14 protein-coding genes are annotated in these 19266 nt (G+C 68.7%); 6 read left to right on the top strand and 8 right to left on the bottom strand.

Going from position 1 to position 19266, the window contains the following annotated elements; genetic code table 11:
* Positions 1 to 4 precede the first annotated feature (4 nt).
* From arcD to AC5P9I_RS02215, 4 genes are all read right to left on the bottom strand, one after another.
* Complete coding sequence (arcD, locus tag AC5P9I_RS02230) at positions 5 to 1426, bottom strand: arginine-ornithine antiporter (RefSeq protein ID WP_049467854.1); 1422 nt, start codon at positions 1424 to 1426, stop codon at positions 5 to 7.
* Positions 1427 to 1583: 157 nt separating this feature from the next.
* Positions 1584 to 4379 (bottom strand): TonB-dependent receptor, encoded by a 2796-nt coding sequence (locus tag AC5P9I_RS02225; RefSeq protein ID WP_049467853.1) that lies wholly within the window; start codon positions 4377 to 4379, stop codon positions 1584 to 1586.
* Between the two features lie 200 nt (positions 4380 to 4579).
* Positions 4580 to 5230 carry an energy transducer TonB gene (locus AC5P9I_RS02220; protein WP_049467851.1) on the bottom strand — a complete coding sequence of 217 codons (651 nt, stop codon included), beginning with the start codon at positions 5228 to 5230 and terminating at the stop codon, positions 4580 to 4582.
* Between the two features lie 215 nt (positions 5231 to 5445).
* Complete coding sequence (locus tag AC5P9I_RS02215) at positions 5446 to 6183, bottom strand: SIMPL domain-containing protein (RefSeq protein WP_049412455.1); 738 nt, start codon at positions 6181 to 6183, stop codon at positions 5446 to 5448.
* A gap of 130 nt (positions 6184 to 6313) precedes the next feature.
* Between AC5P9I_RS02215 and AC5P9I_RS02210 the strand changes: the two genes are divergently transcribed.
* From AC5P9I_RS02210 to tldD, 4 genes are read left to right on the top strand one after another with little or no spacing between them, the layout of a single operon-like run.
* The gene (locus AC5P9I_RS02210; protein WP_049467849.1) at positions 6314 to 6922 is read left to right on the top strand and encodes a Maf family nucleotide pyrophosphatase; all 609 of its coding nucleotides are present in this window, start codon (positions 6314 to 6316) and stop codon (positions 6920 to 6922) included.
* Complete coding sequence (gene rng, locus AC5P9I_RS02205) at positions 6915 to 8402, top strand: ribonuclease G (RefSeq protein WP_019662105.1); 1488 nt, start codon at positions 6915 to 6917, stop codon at positions 8400 to 8402. Before AC5P9I_RS02210 ends, rng begins: the two co-directional genes overlap by 8 nt.
* 30 nt (positions 8403 to 8432) lie before the next feature.
* Positions 8433 to 12290, top strand: a complete 3858-nt coding sequence (locus tag AC5P9I_RS02200; RefSeq protein WP_088475948.1) for a YhdP family protein — start codon at positions 8433 to 8435, stop codon at positions 12288 to 12290.
* 58 nt (positions 12291 to 12348) lie between these two features.
* Positions 12349 to 13794, top strand: coding sequence for a metalloprotease TldD (gene tldD, locus AC5P9I_RS02195; RefSeq protein ID WP_049467842.1), 1446 nt, complete (start codon positions 12349 to 12351; stop codon positions 13792 to 13794).
* A gap of 41 nt (positions 13795 to 13835) precedes the next feature.
* Here tldD and yjgA read toward each other — a convergent pair whose 3' ends face one another.
* Entirely contained in the window at positions 13836 to 14423 is a 588-nt protein-coding gene (gene yjgA, locus AC5P9I_RS02190) for a ribosome biogenesis factor YjgA (protein ID WP_049467839.1), read from the bottom strand.
* A 68-nt stretch (positions 14424 to 14491) separates the two neighbouring features.
* Here yjgA and pmbA point away from each other — a divergent pair, with 68 nt between their 5' ends.
* Together pmbA and AC5P9I_RS02180 are read left to right on the top strand one after the other, a co-directional pair.
* A complete protein-coding gene (gene pmbA / locus AC5P9I_RS02185) occupies positions 14492 to 15859 on the top strand; it encodes a metalloprotease PmbA (RefSeq protein WP_049467836.1) in 1368 nt (455 codons plus the stop codon).
* A gap of 87 nt (positions 15860 to 15946) precedes the next feature.
* Complete coding sequence (locus AC5P9I_RS02180; protein ID WP_049467833.1) at positions 15947 to 16318, top strand: DUF4870 domain-containing protein; 372 nt, start codon at positions 15947 to 15949, stop codon at positions 16316 to 16318.
* A gap of 89 nt (positions 16319 to 16407) precedes the next feature.
* Here the strand turns inward: AC5P9I_RS02180 and AC5P9I_RS02175 are convergent, their stop codons facing one another.
* The 3 genes from AC5P9I_RS02175 to tilS are packed head-to-tail and all read right to left on the bottom strand — an operon-like array spanning position 16408 to position 18859.
* On the bottom strand, positions 16408 to 17286 hold the full coding sequence (locus AC5P9I_RS02175; RefSeq protein WP_088475947.1) for a polyprenyl synthetase family protein: 879 nt from the start codon (positions 17284 to 17286) through the stop codon (positions 16408 to 16410).
* Positions 17276 to 17536, bottom strand: coding sequence for an exodeoxyribonuclease VII small subunit (locus tag AC5P9I_RS02170; protein WP_005410522.1), 261 nt, complete (start codon positions 17534 to 17536; stop codon positions 17276 to 17278). The genes AC5P9I_RS02175 and AC5P9I_RS02170 overlap by 11 nt, the downstream gene beginning before the upstream one ends.
* 36 nt (positions 17537 to 17572) lie before the next feature.
* Positions 17573 to 18859: a tRNA lysidine(34) synthetase TilS gene (tilS, locus tag AC5P9I_RS02165; protein ID WP_049467828.1), complete on the bottom strand. Its 1287-nt coding sequence runs from the start codon at positions 18857 to 18859 to the stop codon at positions 17573 to 17575.
* Between the last annotated feature and the right edge of the window lie 407 nt (positions 18860 to 19266).

Below are 19266 nucleotides of genomic sequence, written 5' to 3'. Positions count from 1 at the left end.
GGTTCTACAGTGCCAGCTGGCCCCTGCAGAACGCGACCAGCGTGGCGATCGCCACCGCCAGGATCGCGCCGAACAGCACCCATTCCCAACGCGTGAATACCGGCTCGCCGCGCTGGCGCCGGGCCAGTGCGAACAGCACCACGCCGGGCACGTACAGCAGCACCGACAACAGCAGATTGTCGAGGCCGCCGGCATACACCAGCCACAGCGCGTAGGCGCTGGCCAGCAATGCGACCGCGAAATCACGCCAGCGCACACCGGGCTCATCGGCGTAGGCCTGCCCGCGCCAGGCCAGCTGCACGCCGAATGCCGTGGACAGGAAGTAGGGTACCAGGCTCATCGACGCAGCGAGCAGCACCAGCCCGGTGTAGCTGCCCGAGCTGACCAGCACCAGCACCAGGAACAACTGGATCAGGCCATTGCTCAGCCACAGGGCATTGGCCGGCACGCCACGCGCGTTCTCGCGGCCGAGGAAGGCCGGCATGGTGCCATCACCGGCGGCGGCATACAGCACTTCGGCGCACAGCAGCACCCAGGCCAGCAATGCGCCGAGCACGGAGATGATCGAACCGATGATGATCACCGTCGCGCCCCATTCGCCGACAATGGCGCGCAGCACGTAGGCCATCGATGGGTTGGGCAGCCCGGCCAGTTCCGCCTGCGACAGCACGCCCATCGACAGCAGGCTGACCAGCACCAGCAGCAGCCAGACCCCGAGGAAACCGATCACGGTGGCACGGCCGACATCGGCGCGCCGAGCCGCGCGCCGCGAGTAGATGCTGGCGCCTTCGATGCCGATGAACACCCACACGGTGACCAGCATCATGCCGCGCAGTTGCTGGCCGAGATCGCCGAGGGCGGGCGTGCCGAGGAAATCGGCCCGGAACACGTCCATGCGGAACGCGCCTGCGGCCAGGACCAGGAACAGTGCGATGGGCAGCAGCTTGGCCACCGTCACCAGGCCGTTGACGATGGCGGCCGTGCGCAGGCCGCGCAGCACCAGCAGGTGCACGGTCCACAGCAGCACGGACGATGCCGCCACGGCGGCCGGGGTGTTGCCTTCACCGAACACCGGCATGAAGTGGCCCAGGCCACTGAAGATCAGCACGAAGAAGCTGGCATTGCCGAGTACCGAGGCCACCCAGTAGCCCCACGCCGCGGAGAAGCCGATGTAGTTGCCGAAGCCTTCGCGCGCGTAGGCGTAGATGCCGGTATCAAGATCCGGCCGACGGTTGGCCAGGGCCTGGAACACGAAGGCCAGCATCAGCATGCCGGCGCCACTGACGGCCCAGCCGATCAGCGCGGCGGCCGGACCGGCACTGCGCGCGACGTTCTGCGGCAGCGAAAAGATGCCGGCGCCGACCATCGAGCCGACCACCAGTGCGGTCAGCGCGGGCAGGCCCAGCCGTTGCGATGTTGCGGCCATGGAGATCCCCTGCGGCGGCGATGCCGCAGGGACACGGTAGCCGTGTACCTGTGAACAGGCCTGCAAGAAAGGCCTGGCCCGCTGGCGCCCGTCCGTGCCGGAACGACGAAGGCCCGGGCAATGGCCCGGGCCTTCGAGGGTGGCACTGCAACCGGACTTACTTGAACGTGTACTTGAAGCCGACGGTGTAGTAACGGCCCAGCGCACCGGAGAAGTGCATCGGGTTGTAGTTCACTGCGCCGTAGGTGGTCGGGTCGAGCGGGGCGATGCGGTCGAACACGTTGGCCACCGAGGCGTTGAGTTCGAACGAGTCGTTGATGCTCCAGCGACCGGACAGGTCCATCGTGGTGAACGAGGAGATCTTCGTCACCGGCGTGCCGTCAGCGTAGAAGGCCAGGTAGCTGCCACCGCGGCTGTCGATGTTGTCCATCTTGCTGATGTAGTTGACGATGCCGCTGACGCTCCACGGGCCCTGCTTCCAGGTGGTGCCGAAGTTGACCTTGTCCTTCGGCGTACCGATGCAGTTGGTGACGTCGCAGTTGCCGTGGGTACCCACGTAATCAACCGTGTCGCCGCCTTCGGTGCGCTCGAACTTCAGGATGTGGCTCCACTGCAGGTCCAGCTCGAGCTGGCCCGGGCCGATCTCGAAGGTCTGGCGGATGTCGGTATCGATACCGCGGACACGCGACGAGCTGGCATTCACGTAGCCGGTGTTGACTGCCAGGATCGTGCCGCTGTTGGCCACGCCATTGAGATTGTTGCTGTCGCGCAGCACGTTGCCGGCGAGGATCGCCGCCGAGGTGCTGCCCTGCACGATCTCGTTGGTGCGCTTGATCTGCCAGGCATCGACGGTCATCGACGTGGTCGAGGTCGGCTGCAGCACGATGCCGACCGAGTAGCTCTTGGACTCTTCCGGCTTCAGCAGCTTGTTCGGCTTGGTGATGATCGCCACCGAATTGGCGCCACACTCGCTGGCCGCACCACCGCTGATCTGGCAACGCACCGGGTCGACCGCGGTGGAGAAGGCGGCCAGGCCACCGTCACCGTTCTCGGCCGGGTTCGGCGCGCGGAAACCTTCGGCGTAGCTGGCGCGCAGGGCGATCCAGTCGGCCGGGGTCCACTTCACGCCCAGCTTCGGCGTGGCCTTGCCTTCACCGCTTTCGTACTTGTCATAGCGCACAGCTCCGGACAGTTCCAGCTGTTCCAGCACCGGTGCCGACAGTTCGACGTAGCCGGCATACACGTTCTGGGTACCGTCATAGGCCGAGTAGCCCAGGCCGATGATGTCGCCCTGGTCGGTGTAGGTCTGCGGGGTCAGGCTGTTGCTGGTCTTGCGCCATTCGGTACCGATCGCCAGGCCCAGCGGGCCACCCTTCAGGTCCGCCAGGCTGCGCGAGACGGTGAAGTCGAACATGTCCAGGCTGGACTTGGCGCGGGCACTGATCGTGGGCGAGATGTAGTCGTACAGGGCCTGCGAGTTCTTGCCGGCATCGTCACCGATGCGCCACACGCCACCGGCGCAGTTGGCATTGCCCAGCGCACAGCGAACGGCGCTGTAGCGCAGGAAGCCGGTGCGCTTGTTGGTCAGGTCGGTGCCCGAGTGCAGGTAGGCGGTGTCGTAGGTCCAGTCACCCCAGTTGCCCTTGACGCCGACCAGGAAGCGGTTGAACTCATTGGTGTTGTCGGTGACGCGCGGGCCGACATCCCAGGCGGAGTAGCGCACGCGGCGCGCGGTGCCGGGGGTCGGGTTGTCCGGGTGGTTCGGGCCGAGCACGGTCGCGCCGTCGCCGCTGTTGGCGTTGACCGGGCCGCCCGGGTAGCCCCAGCCGCCCGACACGCCGGACGGGGTGTTGCTGAAGATGGTTTCCTTCTTCGAGTAGCCGATCTCGGTGTAGATCTCGCCGCCTTCACCGAAGGCGAAGCTGGCGCGGCCGAACACGTTGACGTACTTCTCTTCCGGAATCAGGTCGCGGTACTGCTGCGCCGGATCCCACAGGCAGCCATCGGCGGCGATGCTGGCCGGGGTCTGTCCACCGATGGTGGTCAGGCCGGTACAGCCCGGCAGCGGCACCAGGTGGCCGGTGGCGTCGAGGTAGGAACCGTTCGGGCCGGAACCGCCGGAGGTGCCGCCACGGGTATATGCACCGCCCAGGAACTGGGCGGTCTTGTCATAGCCCCACGGGCGCGTGTCGCCGGTGCCGATCCACTTGCGGTTCTTGCGGTCGCTGATCTTGATCGCGTCGGTCTTGCCGACGTCCAGGCTGAAGAATGCGTTCCAGCCGTCGGTGGCCAGATCGCCGGTACCGGCGGTCAGGGTCGCCTTCTTCGCGTCGCCATCGCTGTCACCGGACAGGCCGTAGGAGCCACGCAGGATGGCACCCTGGAAGTCGCTGCGCAGGATGATGTTGACGACGCCGGCGATGGCGTCGGAGCCATAGATGGCCGAGGCGCCGTCCTTCAGCACTTCCACGCGCTCGACGGCATCGAGCGGAATGGTGCTGAGGTCGGTGAAGACCTTCTGGCCGTCATCGGCCAGGCCATAGGTGGCCATGCGGCGGCCGTTCAACAGCACCAGCGTCGAGCCGGCACCCAGGCCACGCAGCGAGATGCCGGCGCCACCGCCGGCGAAACCGTTGCCGAAGGTCTTGGGAATCGAGCCGGCGCCATCGGCGGTGATGGTCTGCAGGTACTCGGCCAGCGAGGTCTTGCCGGTGCGGTCGATTTCCTGGCGGGTCACCACCTGCACCGGCGACGGTGTCTCGGTGTTGGTGCGCGGAATGTTGGAGCCGGTGACCGTGATGCGGTCGAGGTTGGTGGCCTTTTCCTGCGCGAAGGCGGAGGAGGAAGCGACGGCGCCGGCCAGCAGCAGGGCGCCGCCGGTGAGGATGTGGGTGATGGACGATGCCAGGGTGCTGCGGCGGCGGCTGGCGGGCCGTTGGATCGGGTGTTTCACAGCTTCTCTCCTAACTGGAAAACCGTAGCGTTGAGGGCTGTCGCCGGATCGATGCCGGGACGCGCCAATCTAGGTTTCCTGCAGGTGACGAAGTCGTGAAATTTTGCTTAATCAGTAACGCTTGGTCCCGCCCCGTCCGCATTCCGGGCGCAGGCCCCGGAGGAGGGCGGCCCGGCGCGAGGCCGGGCCGGTGGTGGGGCTCAGTCGGGCAGCGAGAACTGCACCGGTACCAGGCCGATGGCCGGAACGGCCATGCCGTCACGCTGGGCGGGCTCGAAGCGCCAGTGCCGGAGCACCTGCTGGCGGGCGGCCTGGTCCAGGTTGCGCGAGCCACTGCTGCGCTCGACGCTGACCGCGACCGGTTGGCCATGGCTGTCCACTTCCACCCGCAACAGCACCGTGCCCTGTTCGTGGTTGCGCAGGGACTGGATCGGGTAGGCCGGCGGAGGGGCGCTGCGATACTGCAGCTGGGCGCCGGCCAACGGGGTGGACGCGTCGATGCTGGGCGCCAGCTGCGGCGGAGCCGGTTCGGCGGCCGGCAGCGCGATGCCCTGGGTCTCCTCCACGGTCGCGGTGGGCGCGGGCAGTGGCGGTATCACCGGCTGCGTTCGCGGTTTCGGCACCACCTGGACGATCTCCTTGGGCGGGACCGGCACCGGCGGCGTCGGCGGGGGCGGGATCTTCTCGATCAGCCGGACCGGCGTCTTTTCACGCGGGACCTGCACGGCCTGGTAGGTCGCAGGGATGAGCAGCAACAGGAAGGCCAGCAGGTGCAGGGCGATCGCCGCGCTCCAGGCGGCCACCCGGGCGGGGTCGAAATGCAGGGATGCAACGGGGTACGTACGAACCATGATCCACCTCCATGCCAGTGACGAAGTCCTCAACGCACCAGGGTCCGTGGCGGGGTTGCCGCACGCGGCTGGCACTGCATCAGTAGCGCGGCCGGGCCGCCACTGCATAGAGGCAGGGGCAGGGGTGTTGGGCTGGCCTTCAGCCAGCGCCGTCGGAACGCATGAAAAAGGCGGGCCCCAGCGGGACCCGCCTCTGTCGGCCAGGGCAGACGCGGTCAGCGGCCCAGTTCGAACACCACGTCCAGGTTGACCGAGACGGTGGATTCACCCGGCGCGACCGGGGTGGCCTTGTCCATCGCCGCACCGGCCGCCATGGTGCGCATCATCGGCATCGGGCGGAAACCGCCGTTGCTGTTCTCGGAGATGCTGACGATGCGGCGCACCTGCAGGCCCAGCGACCTGGCGTAGGTCTGGGCGCGGGCCTGGGCCTTCTTCAGGGCGGCCAGGCGGGCTTCGTCATAGACCGGCTCGGGCTGGTCGATCTCGAAGCTGGGCCCGTTGATCTGGTTGGCGCCCTGCGCGGCCAGCGCGTCCAGCACCTTGCCGAGCTTGGCGATGTCGCGCACCTTGAGGCTGACCGTGTTGCTGGCCTGGTAGCCGGTGATCTTCGGCGCTTCGTTGTCGGCGTAGCGGTACTGCGGATTGAGGCTGACGCCGCTGGTCTGCACGTCGCGCTCGGCAATGCCGGCGGCCTTGATCGCGGCCAGCACCTTGTCCATCTGCTGGGCGTTCTGGCGCATGGCGCTGTTGCCGTCGGCGGCCTGGGTGACCACGCCGGCGGACAGCGTGGCCACGTCCGGTACACGGGTGGCCTCGGCGTTGGCCGAGATGTTCAGCAGGGTGCCTTCGGCCGGGGCGGCGATCGGCGGCGACGGCGGAGCGGCATGGGCGGTCATCGAGGTTCCAAGGGCGAGGGACAGGGCGAGCAGCAGCGGGGTGGCGGTCAGGCGCATGGGATCTCCTTGTTGTGGCGGTGAGGGTGGTGTCGTAGCGATGAACGCGCTGTGAGCCTGATCGGGGTTGCAGCGGTTCCGTAACGGGTTGCCGACGATTCAGGCGGTGGCCTCAGGTTATGCTGTGCCGATGCTCTATCTTGCTTCCCGCTCCCCCCGACGCAACCAGCTGCTGGCCCGACTCGGACGCCCCTTCCAGGCCCTTGACCTGGAGGTCGTCGAGCAGCGCGCGGCCACTGAAAGCGCCGAACAGTATGTGTGCCGGGTCGCTGCCGACAAGGCGCGCGCCGGGCTGGCCCAGGTGCTGGCCGATGACCCGCAGGCGCGGGTGCTCGGTTCGGATACAGAGGTGGTGCTGGACGGCGAGGTCTTCGGCAAGCCGGTCGATGCCGCCGACGCGCGGGCGATGCTGGCGCGACTGGCCGGGCGCACCCACCAGGTGATGACCGCGGTGGTGGTGGTCGGCGCCGGCGGCCTGGACAGTGAGCTGGTCATTTCCGAGGTGACCTTCGCCCCGATCGACGCCGCCAGCATTGCCGCTTATGTCGCCAGCGGCGAGCCACTGGACAAGGCCGGCGCCTACGCCATCCAGGGTGGGGCCGAGCGCTGGATCGAACATCTTTCCGGCAGCTACTCCGGCGTGATGGGGTTGCCGCTGCTGCACACCGATCGTCTGCTGGCGCGTTGTGGCGTGCCAGCCCCCATTGCCGATGCCGCCAGGGAGGCTGCCGATGTCTGAGGAAATCCTGGTCAATGTGACCCCGCGCGAGACCCGGGTCGCGGTGATCGAAAACGGCATGCTGCAGGAACTGCACATCGAGCGCGGCTGGCGCCGTGGCGTGGTCGGCAACATCTACAAGGGCAAGGTGCAGCGGGTCATGCCCGGCATGCAGGCCGCCTTCGTCGAGGTCGGGCTGGAGCGCGCCGCGTTCCTGCACGCCAACGACGTGGTGCGGCCGGCGCCGGTGGCCAGTGCCGACACCGAGAACACCACGCTGCCGCCGCCGGCCAGCGTGCCGATCGTCGAGCTGCTGCGCGACGGCCAGGACATCGTGGTGCAGGTGGTGAAGGACCCGATCGGCACCAAGGGCGCCCGCCTGACCACGCAGATCAGCATTCCTTCGCGCTACATGGTGCTGCTGCCGCAGTCCAAGGTGGTGGGCGTGTCGGCGCGCATCGAGGACGAAGCCGAGCGCGCCCGCCTGAAGGCGCTGGTGACCGAGCTGTCGGCGCAGCACGGCGGCTACGGCTACATCGTGCGCACCAACGCCGAAGGCCAGCCGGCCGAGGCCATCGCCGAGGACATCGCCTACCTGTCGCGCGTGTGGAACGTGGTCGAGCGCCGTGGCCGCGAAGCGCCCTCGTGCAGCATCATCTATGAAGACCTGAGCCTGCCGCTGCGTTCGGTGCGCGACCTGATCCGCAAGGACGTGGACAAGGTGAAGGTGGACTCGAAGGAGACCTTCGGCCAGCTGCAGGCCTTCGTCGCCAAGTACATGCCGGTGCTGGCCGAGAAGCTGGAGCTGTATTCCGGCGATCGCCCGATCTTCGACATGTTCGGGGTGGAGGACGAGATCGGCCGCGCGCTGGACAAGCAGGTGCCGTTGAAATCCGGTGGCTACCTGGTGATCGACCAGACCGAGGCGATGACCACCATCGACGTCAATACCGGTTCGTTCCTCGGCCAGCGCAACCTGGAAGAAACGGTGTTCCGCACCAACCTGGAGGCTGCGCAGGCGGTGGCGCGGCAGCTGCGGCTGCGCAACCTGGGCGGCATCATCATCATCGACTTCATCGACATGGATGATGCCGAGCATCGCCGGCAGGTGCTGCGCACGCTGGAAAAGGCGCTGGCGCGCGACCACGCCAAGACCACGGTCTATGATTTCTCGCCGCTGGGCCTGGTGGAGATGACCCGCAAGCGCACGGTGGAAAGCCTGGAGCGCCAGCTGTCGGAAACGTGCCCGCAGTGCAGTGGCCGCGGCAGCATCAAGACCACCGAGACGGTGACCTACGAGATCTTCCGCGAGATCACCCGCGCGGTGCGACAGTTCGATGCCGCGCGCCTGCTGGTGATCGCGTCGACCAAGGTGGTCGCGCGCATTACCGACGAGGAGTCCGCGGCGGTGGCCGAACTGGAGGAATTCCTCGGCAAGAGCATCCGCTTCCAGGCGGACGAGCAGTACCTGCAGGAGCAATTCGATGTCGTTCTGCTCTGATCGTCGCCGGCCGCAGGCCGGCGGTGGCCGATGAGCGCGCCGCCGCGCCTGCGACTGCGAAGGATCCGCCGTCATTTCATTGCCGCCTGTGCGGTGGGCCTGGTCGGGCTTGCACTGCTGGTGGGCACGCTCAGCCAGCTGCTGCCGCTGGCCGAGCGCCATCCGGAGAAGATTGCCGCCTGGCTGAGCGAGCGTGCCGGCCAGCCGGTGCGTTTCGACCAGCTGCAGACCGCCTGGACCCGGCGTGGCCCGCTGCTGCAGCTGAAGGGCCTGCGCATCGGCGCCGGGCAGGGCCTGCCGATCGGCGAGGCCGAAGTCCTGGTGTCGATGTACAGCGGGCTGCTGCCCGGGCACTCGTTGACCGAGCTGCGCCTGCGCGGCCTGGCGCTGGACCTGCAGCAGGATGAACACGGCCGCTGGTCGGTGCGCGGGCTGCCGCAGTCCGACAACGGCGGTGATCCCCTCGATGCGCTGCGCCGGCTGGGCGAGCTGCAGGTGATCGGCGGCCGCCTGAGCGTGCACGCGCCGGCGCTGGGCATCGACAGCACGCTGCCGCGCATCGATCTGCGCCTGCGGGTCAATGGGGATCGGCTGCGCGTGGGCGTGCGCGCCTGGGCGCAGCCCGAAGCGCTGCCGCTGACCGCGGTGCTGGACGTGGACCGCGCGCGCGGCAACGGCGAGGCCTGGCTGGGCGCCGACCCGGTCGATTTCCACGCCTGGGCGCCCTTGCTGGCGGCTGGCGGCGTGCGCCTGCGCGAGGGCAAGGGCGAGTTGAACCTGTGGTTGACCCTGCGCGATTTCGCGCCGGTGGCGCTGACCACGGATTCGGACCTGCGCGACGTGCGCATCGATGGCGCACCGATACCCGGCATGGCGGCGCCGCAGCTGCAGCTGCAGCGACTGCAGGCCCGCCTGCGCTGGCAGCGCCAGGCCGAGGGCTGGGCGCTGCAGGTACCGCGGCTGCGGCTGAAGAATGAAGACGGCGAGCAGCGCCTCGATGGCCTGCAGCTGCAGGTCGGCAAACAGCTGCGGGTCCGTTCCGGCGACGTGCAGGCCGGCATCGCACTGCGTGCGCTGGCCCTGAGTGATCGCCTTGAGGTGGGCCTGCGCCGCTGGCTGTTCCTGTCCAGGCCGCAGCTGGACGTGCGCGCGTTGCAGCTGTCGGGCGAACGCGATGGCCCCCTGTGGGCGCAGGGGGAACTGGAGTCGCTGGGTTTCGCCAGCGTGGGCAACTCGCCCGGCCTGCGCGGCCTGGGCGGGCGCTTTGAAGGCGACGCCGACGGCTTCAGCCTGCAGCTGCAACCGCAACGGCAGCTGCAGTTCGATTGGCCGACCGGCTTCGGCGTGCGCCATGACCTGCACCTGGCCGGCCAGATCGTGGGCTGGCGCGACGAGGGCGGTGGTTGGCGGATCGGAACGCCGGCGATGCGTGTGGAAGGTACCGACTACGCGGCCGACGTGCGCGGCGGGGTCTGGTTCCAGGGCGATGGCACGCGGCCGTGGCTGCAGCTGGCCGCGAAGCTGGACGACGTGCCGATGACGGCGGCCAAGCGCTTCTGGATCCATTCCAAGATGAGCAAGGGCGCCACCGACTGGCTGGACATGGCGCTGGCCGGTGGCCAGGTGCGCAATGGCGTCGGCCTGGTCACCGGCGACCTGGACGACTGGCCGTTCGACAACAATGATGGCCGCTTCGAGGCCACCGGCCACATCACCAATGGCGACATCCGCTTCCAGCACGACTGGCCGCTGATGAGCCAGGTCGACGCCGACATCGCCTTCATCGGCCCTGGCTTCGACATGCGTGGACGGGGTGATCTTGCCGGCGTGGCGGTGCAGAAATTCGAAGCGGGCATTCCGGACTTCGGGCACCAGCCGTTGTACGTGCGTGCCGATGCGCCGAGCGAGGCCGGCAAGCTGCTGGCGATGCTGCGCCAGAGCCCGTTGCACAAGGACTACGGCGATACGCTGGACAATCTGGTCGCCAGCGGTCCGGCCCATGTGACCTTCGACCTGCTGCAGCCGCTGCATCAGGATGAAGGCGAGGGCCACCTGCAGGGCACGGTCGATCTGGCCGGGGTGAAGCTGGTCGACAAGCGCTTCCAGCTGACCTTTGACAACATGCACGGGCAGGCGCGCTACAGCAACGGCGGTTTCGGCGCCGAAGAACTGGCGGTGCGCCACCTCGGCCAGGAGGGACGGCTGAGCCTGCGTGCCGGCGGTTACGTGCATGACAGCACGCGCGCCTTCGAGTCACAGCTGAGCGCCCGCCTCGATGCCGGCGTGCTGATTGACCGTGCCCCCGAGATGGCCTGGCTCAAGCCTTACATCACCGGCAATTCGGCCTGGACCATCGGCGTCAACCTGCCCAAGGTGGCGCCAGGCGCCCCTGCGCCGCCGAGCGAGCTGCGACTGAGCTCGGACCTGGTCGGCACCCGGCTCGACCTGCCGGCGCCGCTGGACAAGCCGGCCTCCGAGCCGCTGGCGACCACGGTGGCCGCGCAGCTGCCGATGGGCGCCGGCCGCATCGACGTGGCCTTCGGCCAGCGCCTGGCCCTGGCCGCGCGCAGCCACAACAACCAGACCGGTGTGCAGGTCACGCTGGGCAGCGACCATGTCGACCGCGAGCCGCCGGCGAGCGGACTGACGGTCAATGGCCGCAGCCCGACCCTGGATGCGCTGGAGTGGATCAGCCTGGCGCGCGGTGGCAGTGACGACGACGCGATGCCGCTGCGCGCGGTCGACGTGCAGGTCGGCCAGCTCAAGCTGATCGGCGGAGTGTTCGAGCAGACCCGGCTGCAGCTGCACCCGGGGCCGCAGGCACTGGACGTGCGCCTGGACGGGCCGTCGCTGGCCGGCCGCCTGACCGTGCCCAACGCCGACGGTGGCACCATCAGCGGCCAGCTTGACCGCGTGCACTGGCAGTCACTGCCGGCGGCACCGGGTGCGGCGGCCGCGCCGGCGCGGGTACAGGCCGGCGCCAATGACATGGACCCGGCCAAGCTGCCGCCGTTCGCGCTGGACATCGCCGACCTGAAGTTCGGCAAGGTGGTGCTGGGCCAGGCGGTGCTGCGCACGCGGCCGCTGGCCAACGGCCTGAACGTGGACGCGTTGCGTTTCCGCGCGCCGGACCAGGAAATCGACATCACCGGCCGCTGGCTCGGCCGCACGGGCGGCGCCCGTACCGAACTGACCGCGCAGGTGCGCAGCGAGGACCTGGGCGGGCTGATGCAGAACCTCGATTACGGCGGCCAGCTGCGCGGCGGTTCCGGCCAGGCGCAGCTGCAGGCGGCCTGGAGCGGTGGACCGTCGGACTTCCAGCTGGGCAACCTGCAGGGCAGCCTCGACCTGCATGCGCGCAATGGCCAGCTGCTGGAGCTGGAGCCGGGCGCCGGGCGCGTGCTGGGCCTGCTCAGCGTCGCGCAGCTGCCGCGGCGCCTGATGTTCGATTTCCGCGACTTCTTCTCCAAGGGCTTCGCATTCAACCAGATCGACGGCAGCATGCAGTTCGGGCAGGGCATGGCGCGCACCGACAAGGTGCTGATCGAAGGCCCGGCGGCCAACATCACCATCCGTGGCCAGGCCGACCTGCGCAACCAGCAGTTCGACCAGACCATCGACGTCAACCCGCGCGCGGGCAACCTGCTCACCGTGGTCGGTGCGGTGGCCGGTGGCCCGGTGGGGGCCGCGCTGGGTGCAGCCACCAATGCGGTGTTGTCCAAGCCGCTGGGCGAGATCGGTGCCCGTACCTACAAGGTGACCGGCCCGTGGAAGGAACCGAAGGTGGAAGTGATCGAGCGCAGCCGCGACAAGACCCCGCCGCCGCCCACGCCCAGCCCGGCGCCAGCCATCCCGCCGACCGTCACCGACCTGCCGCGTTCGCGCTGAGCGCGGCTTCCTGTCCACGGGGCTTGCCTGAGCGCCCCCGCACCCCCAGATCGAGACCATGACTGACATCGCCCTGACGCTTGCCCAAGACCGCCTGCTGCGCCCCGGCGGCCTGGATACCGCCGGCCTGGAGCGCACCTTCGGGCAGTTGCTCGGCCCCGGTGTCGACTTCGGTGACCTTTACTTCCAGCACGCCCGCCGCGAGAGCTGGAGCGTGGAAGATGGCATCGTCAAGGACGGCGCCCATTCCATCGAACAGGGCGTGGGCGTGCGGGCGATTTCCGGGGAGAAGACCGGCTTCGCCTATTCCGATGACATCCATGCCGATGCGCTGCTGGCGGCGGCGCAGTCGGCGCGCGCGATCTCGCGCGAGGGCGGTGCGCAGACCGGACGTTCGCTGCTGCGCGGCAATGCGCGCGCGTTGTATCCGGCGCTGGACCCGATCGACGGCATCGGCAACGAGGCCAAGGTGGAGGTGCTCAAGCGCCTGGATGGCTACCTGCGTGCCGCCGACCCGCGCGTGAAGCAGGTGATGGTGAGCCTGTCCGGCGGCGTCGATACGGTGCTGATCGCCCGCAGCGACGGCGTGCTGGCCGCCGATGTGCGTCCGCTGGTACGCCTGAACGTGCAGGTCATCGTCGAGCACAACGGCCGTCGCGAGTCCGGCTACGCCGGTGGCGGTGGCCGTTATGGCTATGAAGATCTGTTTGCCAGCGGTCGCCCCGAAGCCCTGGCCCAGGAAGCACTGCGCCAGGCGCTGGTGAACCTGGACGCGGTGCCGGCGCCGGCCGGCATGATGCCGGTGGTGCTGGGCCCGGGTTGGCCGGGCGTGCTGCTGCACGAGGCGGTCGGCCACGGACTGGAAGGCGATTTCAACCGCAAGGGCACCAGTGTTTACGCCGGCCGCATCGGCGAGCGCGTCGCCGCGCCCGGGGTGACCATCGTCGACGATGGCACCCTGGACGGTCGCCGCGGTTCGTTGAACATCGACGACGAAGGCCACCCGAGCCAGTGCACCCCGCTGATCGAGGACGGCATCCTGGTCGGCTACATGCAGGACAGCCTCAACGCGCGGCTGATGGGCATGGCCCCGACCGGCAACGGGCGCCGCGAATCGTTCGCGCACCTGACCATGCCACGCATGACCAACACCTACATGCGCGCCGGCGAGCACGACCCGCAGGAGATGATCCGTTCGGTGAAGAAGGGCCTGTACGCGGTCAACTTCGGCGGTGGCCAGGTCGACATCACCAGCGGCAAGTACGTGTTCTCGGCCACCGAGGCCTACCTGATCGAGGATGGCCGCATCACCACCCCGGTGAAGGGCGCGACCCTGATCGGCAACGGCCCGGAAACCATGCAGAAGGTGCGCATGGTCGGCAACGATCTGGCCCTGGATGAGGGCGTGGGCATCTGCGGCAAGGACGGGCAGAGTGTGCCCGTGGGTGTCGGCCAGCCCTCGCTGTTGATCGAGGGCATCACCGTCGGCGGTACGCAGGCCTGAGCGTGGCGATGGCCGCGGCCACCGCCCGGGCCGGCGCGGACTCAGTCCTCGTCGGCCTCGTCGACCGGATCGCCGGCGTGTTCGTCGCCCGTCGTCTTCAGGCCCAGCGCCGCTGGCAGCATCAGCGCGCGCAGCACCTGGAAGATCTCGCGGTAGGCGCGCGGCGGCTTGTTCTTCGCCTTTTCGGTCTGCGCGTTGCGTACCAGGGTGCGCAGCTGCTGGCGGTCGGCCTGCGGGTAGTCGTCAAGCAGGGCGGCCAGCGCCTTGTCACCGTCGGCCAACAGGCGGTCGCGCCAGTCCTCCACGCGGTGCATCATCGCCACTTCGCGGCGGCCGGTCTCACTGTTGGCGTCCAGCGCATCGCGGATCGCGTCCAGCGTTGCCTCGTCCTCGCGGCGCATGTGCTTGGCCAGGAACGCCAGCTGGCGCTTGTGGGCGATGTGGGCGGTGATGCGCTTGCACTCGGCGATATGCGGCAGCAGGTCTTCCGGGATCGGCAGGCGCGCCAGCTGGGCCGGAGTCAACGACACCAGCTTCTCGCCCAGGGCCAGGACGTCGAGCGCTTCGCGCCGGTTCTGGCTGCGGCTCTTGTCGTGGAATTCACCGGTTTCTTCGTCGCGTCCGCGCATCGTCCCTACCTGATCTCAAAAAAAGTCGCCCGGCGTGATGCCGGGCCCAACCCGTACAGGATAAAGCATTGAACGTGATCGCCCCTGAAGTGGCCGTCGGCGACGACAGCCCGGCCCGGCTGGAACGGCTGGCCGACCTCTCCCAGCAGCTGCTCGACCGTGCCCGCGCGCTGGGCGCCAGCCAGGCCGAGGTCAGCTGCAGCGAGGATCGTGGCCTGGAGGTCAATGTCCGCCTTGGCGAAGTGGAGACCGTGCAGTCCACCCGCGACCGTGGCATCGCGGTGACCGTCTATTTCGGCCAGCGCAAGGGCAGCGCCAGCACCGGTGACCTGAACGAGGCCAGCCTGGCCGCCACGGTCGAGCAGGCCTGCGCGATCGCCCGGCACACCGAGGACGACCCAGCCGCCGGCCTGGCCGAGGCCGCGCTGATGGCCACCGACTTCCCCGACCTGGACGGCTGGCACCCGTGGGCGCTGCAGGCCGATGAGGCGGTGGACCTGGCGCTGGCCTGCGAGAACGCGGGGCGCGAGGCCGATTCGCAGATCCGCAATTCCGATGGCGCTTCGGTGTCGAGCATGCAGAGCCTGTCGGTCTACGCCAATTCGCATGGCTTCATCGGCCGCGAGCGCGGCACCCACCATTCGATCGGTTGTGCACTGATTGCCGGGCAGGGCGACGGCATGCAGCGTGATGGCTGGTACACCAGCGCACTGGCCCGCGAGGACCTGGAGGAGGTGGGCCGGGTCGGGCGTCGTGCCGCCGAGCGCACCATCGCCCGCCTGCAGCCGCGTTCGTTGGCCACCGGCAGCATGCCGGTGCTGTTCGCCCCGGAAGTGGCGCGCAGCCTGGTCGGCCACCTGCTGTCGGCGGTGTCCGGCGGCGCGCTGTACCGCCAGGCCAGTTTCCTGCTGGACAGCGTGGGGCAGCGCCTGTTCCCGGAATGGATGCAGATCGACGAACTGCCGCACCTGCGGCGTGGCCTGCGTTCGGCCGCCTTCGACGGCGATGGCGTGGCGACCCGTGCCTCGGCACTGGTGCGCGACGGCGTCCTGCAGCGCTACGTGCTGGGCAGCTATTCGGCACGCAAGCTGGGCCTGCAGACCACCGCCAATGCCGGCGGCGTGCACAACCTGCAGCTGGCGGCCAATGCCGGCTCGCTGGAAGAGATCGCCCGGCAGATGGGCGATGGCCTGCTGGTGACCGAACTGATGGGGCAGGGCGTCAATGGGGTGACCGGCGACTACTCGCGGGGCGCCGGCGGTTTCCGCGTCGAGAACGGCGAGATCCAGTACCCGGTGGACGGCGTCACCATTGCCGGCAACCTGCGCGAGATGTTCAGCAGCATCGAGGCGGTCGGCAGCGACGTCGACCCGCGCTCGCACATCCGGACCGGCTCGATCCTGCTGGGGCGGATGACCATTGCTGGTAATGATTGATGGCGTTGATGGCGTAAGCTATGCCCGCCTGACGCAACCAGCTTGGTGCTGGTGGGTCAAGACCACCCAATGAAAAGGAGTTTTGTCGTGAGCGAATTCGATAACGTCCCGCCGCCGCCGGCAACCACGGATGCCCCGGCCGACCAGCGCACCATGGCGCTGGCTGCGCACCTGCTGGGCATCTTCACCTGGTTCATCGGCGCCCTGATCATCTGGCTGATCAACAAGGATGACGCCAGCAAGGCTTTCGTGACCGACCAGGCCAAGGAAGCGCTGAACTTCCAGATCACCGTGACCATCGCGATGGTCATCAGCATCATCCTGATGGTGGTGATCATCGGCGGCATCCTGGCGCCGATCGTGGGCCTCGTCAACCTGGTTTTCTGCATCATTGCCGCAGTCAAGGCCAACAACGGCGAAGCCTATCGCTACCCGTTCACCCTGCGCCTGATCAAGTAAGACCGGCTGCATGCGGAACTGAAAACGCCCGGCATTGCCGGGCGTTTTCATGTGCGGGGAGCGACGGGGGGCCGGCGAGCGCGCAGCGATCAATGATCGCGTTCGACCGCCAGCGTCGCCAGCGCACGCAGTGCATCGGCCTCTTCGCCGTATCCGGCCAGGATCGCCTGCATGCGCGCTGCGAGCTCGTGCAGCTGGGCCTTCGCACCGTCCATGCCGAGCAGCGCGGGGAAGGTGCTCTTGTCCTGCGCCTGGTCCTTGCCGGCGGTCTTGCCCAGCTGTTCGGAACTGGCTTCGACATCGAGGATGTCATCGCGGACCTGGAAGGCCAGGCCGAGTGCATCGGCGAAACTGTCGAGCTGGGCCAGTCGGGGCTCGGGGGCTTGGCCGCACAGCGCACCCATGCGCACCGCCGCGCGGATCAGTGCGCCGGTCTTCAGTGCATGCATGCGGGTCAGTGCCGCCAGGCTCTGTTGCTGGCCGGTGGCATCGATGTCCAGCGCCTGGCCGCCGCACATGCCCGAGGCGCCGGACGCGTGGGCCAGGGTCTGCAGGCAGGCCACGCGCAGCGTGGCCGGCAGCGGCGCATCGGCCAGCAGGCCAAAGGCACGGGTCTGCAGGGCGTCACCGGCGAGGATCGCGGTGGCTTCGTCGAAGGCGATGTGGGTGGTCGGCTTGCCGCGGCGCAGCGCGTCATCGTCCATCGCCGGCAGGTCGTCATGCACCAGGGAATAGGCGTGGATGAGCTCGACGGCCATCGCCGCCGCGTCCAGGTGTTCCGGTTGCGCGCCGAACAGGTGGCCACTGGCGTACACCAGCAGCGGGCGCATGCGTTTGCCGCCGCCCAGCACCGAATAGCGCATCGCCTGGTGCAAGCGCTGCGGTGCTTCGGCAGGCGAGGGCAGGGCGGCGTCGAGCTGGCTTTCGATACGGTCGCGCCAGCGCGCGAACAGAACCTCAGCCGTCATGGCTGGGCGGATCGAAAGGCTCGGATGCTTCCGGCTGCGCCGGATCGCTGAGCAGGCGCACGCGCAGTTCGGCCTGTTCCAGCGCCTGCTGGCACTGGCGGTACAGACCGACACCGCGTTCGTAAGCACTGAGCGAAGCTTCCAGGCTCAGCTCGCCGGTTTCCATCTGCTCCACCAGCTGTTCCAGCGATTCGAGCGACTGCTCGAACTGGGCGACCGGGGAGGCGTTTTCGGGGGACTTCTTGGCCATGCGGCAAGTGTGGACGGGCCGCGCGCGGGGGTCAATTCACCAGCCGCCGGGACGCCACAGCAGCTGCGCGCCATGGGCCTGCAACCAGGCCTGCAGCGGCGCGCCGATGACCACATCGGCGGCGGCCAGCAGCTGTGGTCCATCGAAGAGCAGCGGCAGCTGGGCGCGCCGCCAGGGGGCAAGGTGTTCGCGTTGCAGGCAGTCCTTCAGCGCATGCGAATGCGGGCGACCGGGCAGCAGGATGCGCTCACCGCCCACGCGTGCCCGGACCTGCAGTGGCCGTTCGAAGCTGGCGGCGCCCTGCAGGCGCAGTTGGCCGCCGTCAGGCAACGCCAGGGGGGCATGCCCATCCCAGTCGGCCTGCCACTGGCGGGGCAGCGCCGGCAGCTGCGCGGGCAGCAGATAGGCATGGTCGCGCCATTGCCGGATGGCATGATCGCGCCAGCGCAGCCGGGCCTGGCGATCGTTGCCGGCCGGCAGCAGTTCGTCCAGTCCCTGCTGCAGCACCTTCGCCGGCAGTGGGGCGGCGCCGTGGCCGACCACCCAGGCACGCAGCACCCGCGCGGCGCGCCCGGGCGAGACCTGGCGCAGCAATGGCAGCGACAGCACGCGCGGTGCCACTTCCAGGTGCGCGATCAGCTCGGCGTCCTCCTCATCGAGCAGCTGGCGGGTCTGCCCGCAGTGCGCCGCGCTGCCCGCCAGCGCCGCAGCGGCATGCGGCCAGCGCTGGCGCAGCAGCGGCAGCACTTGCAGGCGCAGGAAGTTGCGATCGGCGTGGTCGTCGCCATTGCTGGGGTCTTCGATCCACGGCAGCGCGTGCTGGCGCGCGTAGTCGAGCAGTGCACTGCGCGGGACCGCCAGCAGCGGCCGCCATAGCGGATGCTGGCCAAGGTGGCTGTGTGCCGACATCGCGGCCAGGCCATCGACGCCGGACCCCCGCAGCGCACGCAGCAGGAAAGTCTCGGCTTGGTCGTCCTGGTGCTGTGCCAGTGCCAGCGTTTCGCCGTCGCGCAGCTCGGCCGCGAACGCCGCACGCCGGGCCTGCCGCGCTGCGCCCTCAAGGCCGAGGCCTGCGCGGTTGTCGATCTGCACGCGATGCACGGCCAGTTCGATGCCCAGTGCTGCGCATTGCTGCTGGCAATGCAGCACCCAGTCATCGGCGGCCGGTTGCAGGCCATGGTGCACGTGCACCGCACGCAGTGCCGTGCCGGAAAGCTGTGCGCAGCGCCACAGCCAGTGCAGCAGCACGGTCGAGTCGACACCGCCGCTGTAGCCCACCAGCAGCGGCACATCCAGCACAACAGGGGCGGGGAAGGCAGTCACGGCGGCAAGTATAGGGTGGGGTTTACTTGGCAGGGCTGCGCCCTGCACCCGCTACGAGCCAGAGCAACAGCAACAGCAACGGCAGAAGCTGGTTTCCTGAAGGTTGGCGGGGTGGGTCCGGTTGCGGGAGACGCCGTAAACCCATCCATGGGGGCTTGGCCGCGGCATCCATGCCGCGGACACTCCCGCAACCGGACCCACCCCGCCTTCGACAGTTTCCTGCGAACTGTTGGGTTGCTCATGGGGTCAGATCCGTTTTCCTGCGGAAAACGGATCTGACCCCGGATTCAATTCGATATCTGACAGATTCGATCCACGCAAAGCGTGGATGGTCCAACCGTCACCGGAAATCTGTCGGGGGTGGGGCGGTGTGGGTGGGCAGGACCGTTGGCGCCATGGATGGCGCC

This window comes from Stenotrophomonas sp. YJH_SMC_29 (assembly GCF_059371235.1).
The sequence above is the reverse complement of the archived record's forward strand: the minus strand, read 5'-3'. Positions and strand labels throughout refer to the sequence as shown.

What these genes read in the sequence shown, in the direction of transcription:
- arcD (WP_049467854.1), bottom strand. Translation starts at nt 1,426, where the DNA reads ATGGCCGCAACATCGCAACGGCTGGGCCTGCCCGCGCTGACCGCACTG.
- AC5P9I_RS02220 (WP_049467851.1), bottom strand. Translation starts at nt 5,230, where the DNA reads ATGGTTCGTACGTACCCCGTTGCATCCCTGCATTTCGACCCCGCCCGG.
- AC5P9I_RS02215 (WP_049412455.1), bottom strand. Translation starts at nt 6,183, where the DNA reads ATGCGCCTGACCGCCACCCCGCTGCTGCTCGCCCTGTCCCTCGCCCTT.
- AC5P9I_RS02210 (WP_049467849.1), top strand. Translation starts at nt 6,314, where the DNA reads ATGCTCTATCTTGCTTCCCGCTCCCCCCGACGCAACCAGCTGCTGGCC.
- rng (WP_019662105.1), top strand. Translation starts at nt 6,915, where the DNA reads ATGTCTGAGGAAATCCTGGTCAATGTGACCCCGCGCGAGACCCGGGTC.
- AC5P9I_RS02200 (WP_088475948.1), top strand. Translation starts at nt 8,433, where the DNA reads ATGAGCGCGCCGCCGCGCCTGCGACTGCGAAGGATCCGCCGTCATTTC.
- tldD (WP_049467842.1), top strand. Translation starts at nt 12,349, where the DNA reads ATGACTGACATCGCCCTGACGCTTGCCCAAGACCGCCTGCTGCGCCCC.
- yjgA (WP_049467839.1), bottom strand. Translation starts at nt 14,423, where the DNA reads ATGCGCGGACGCGACGAAGAAACCGGTGAATTCCACGACAAGAGCCGC.
- AC5P9I_RS02175 (WP_088475947.1), bottom strand. Translation starts at nt 17,286, where the DNA reads ATGACGGCTGAGGTTCTGTTCGCGCGCTGGCGCGACCGTATCGAAAGC.
- AC5P9I_RS02170 (WP_005410522.1), bottom strand. Translation starts at nt 17,536, where the DNA reads ATGGCCAAGAAGTCCCCCGAAAACGCCTCCCCGGTCGCCCAGTTCGAG.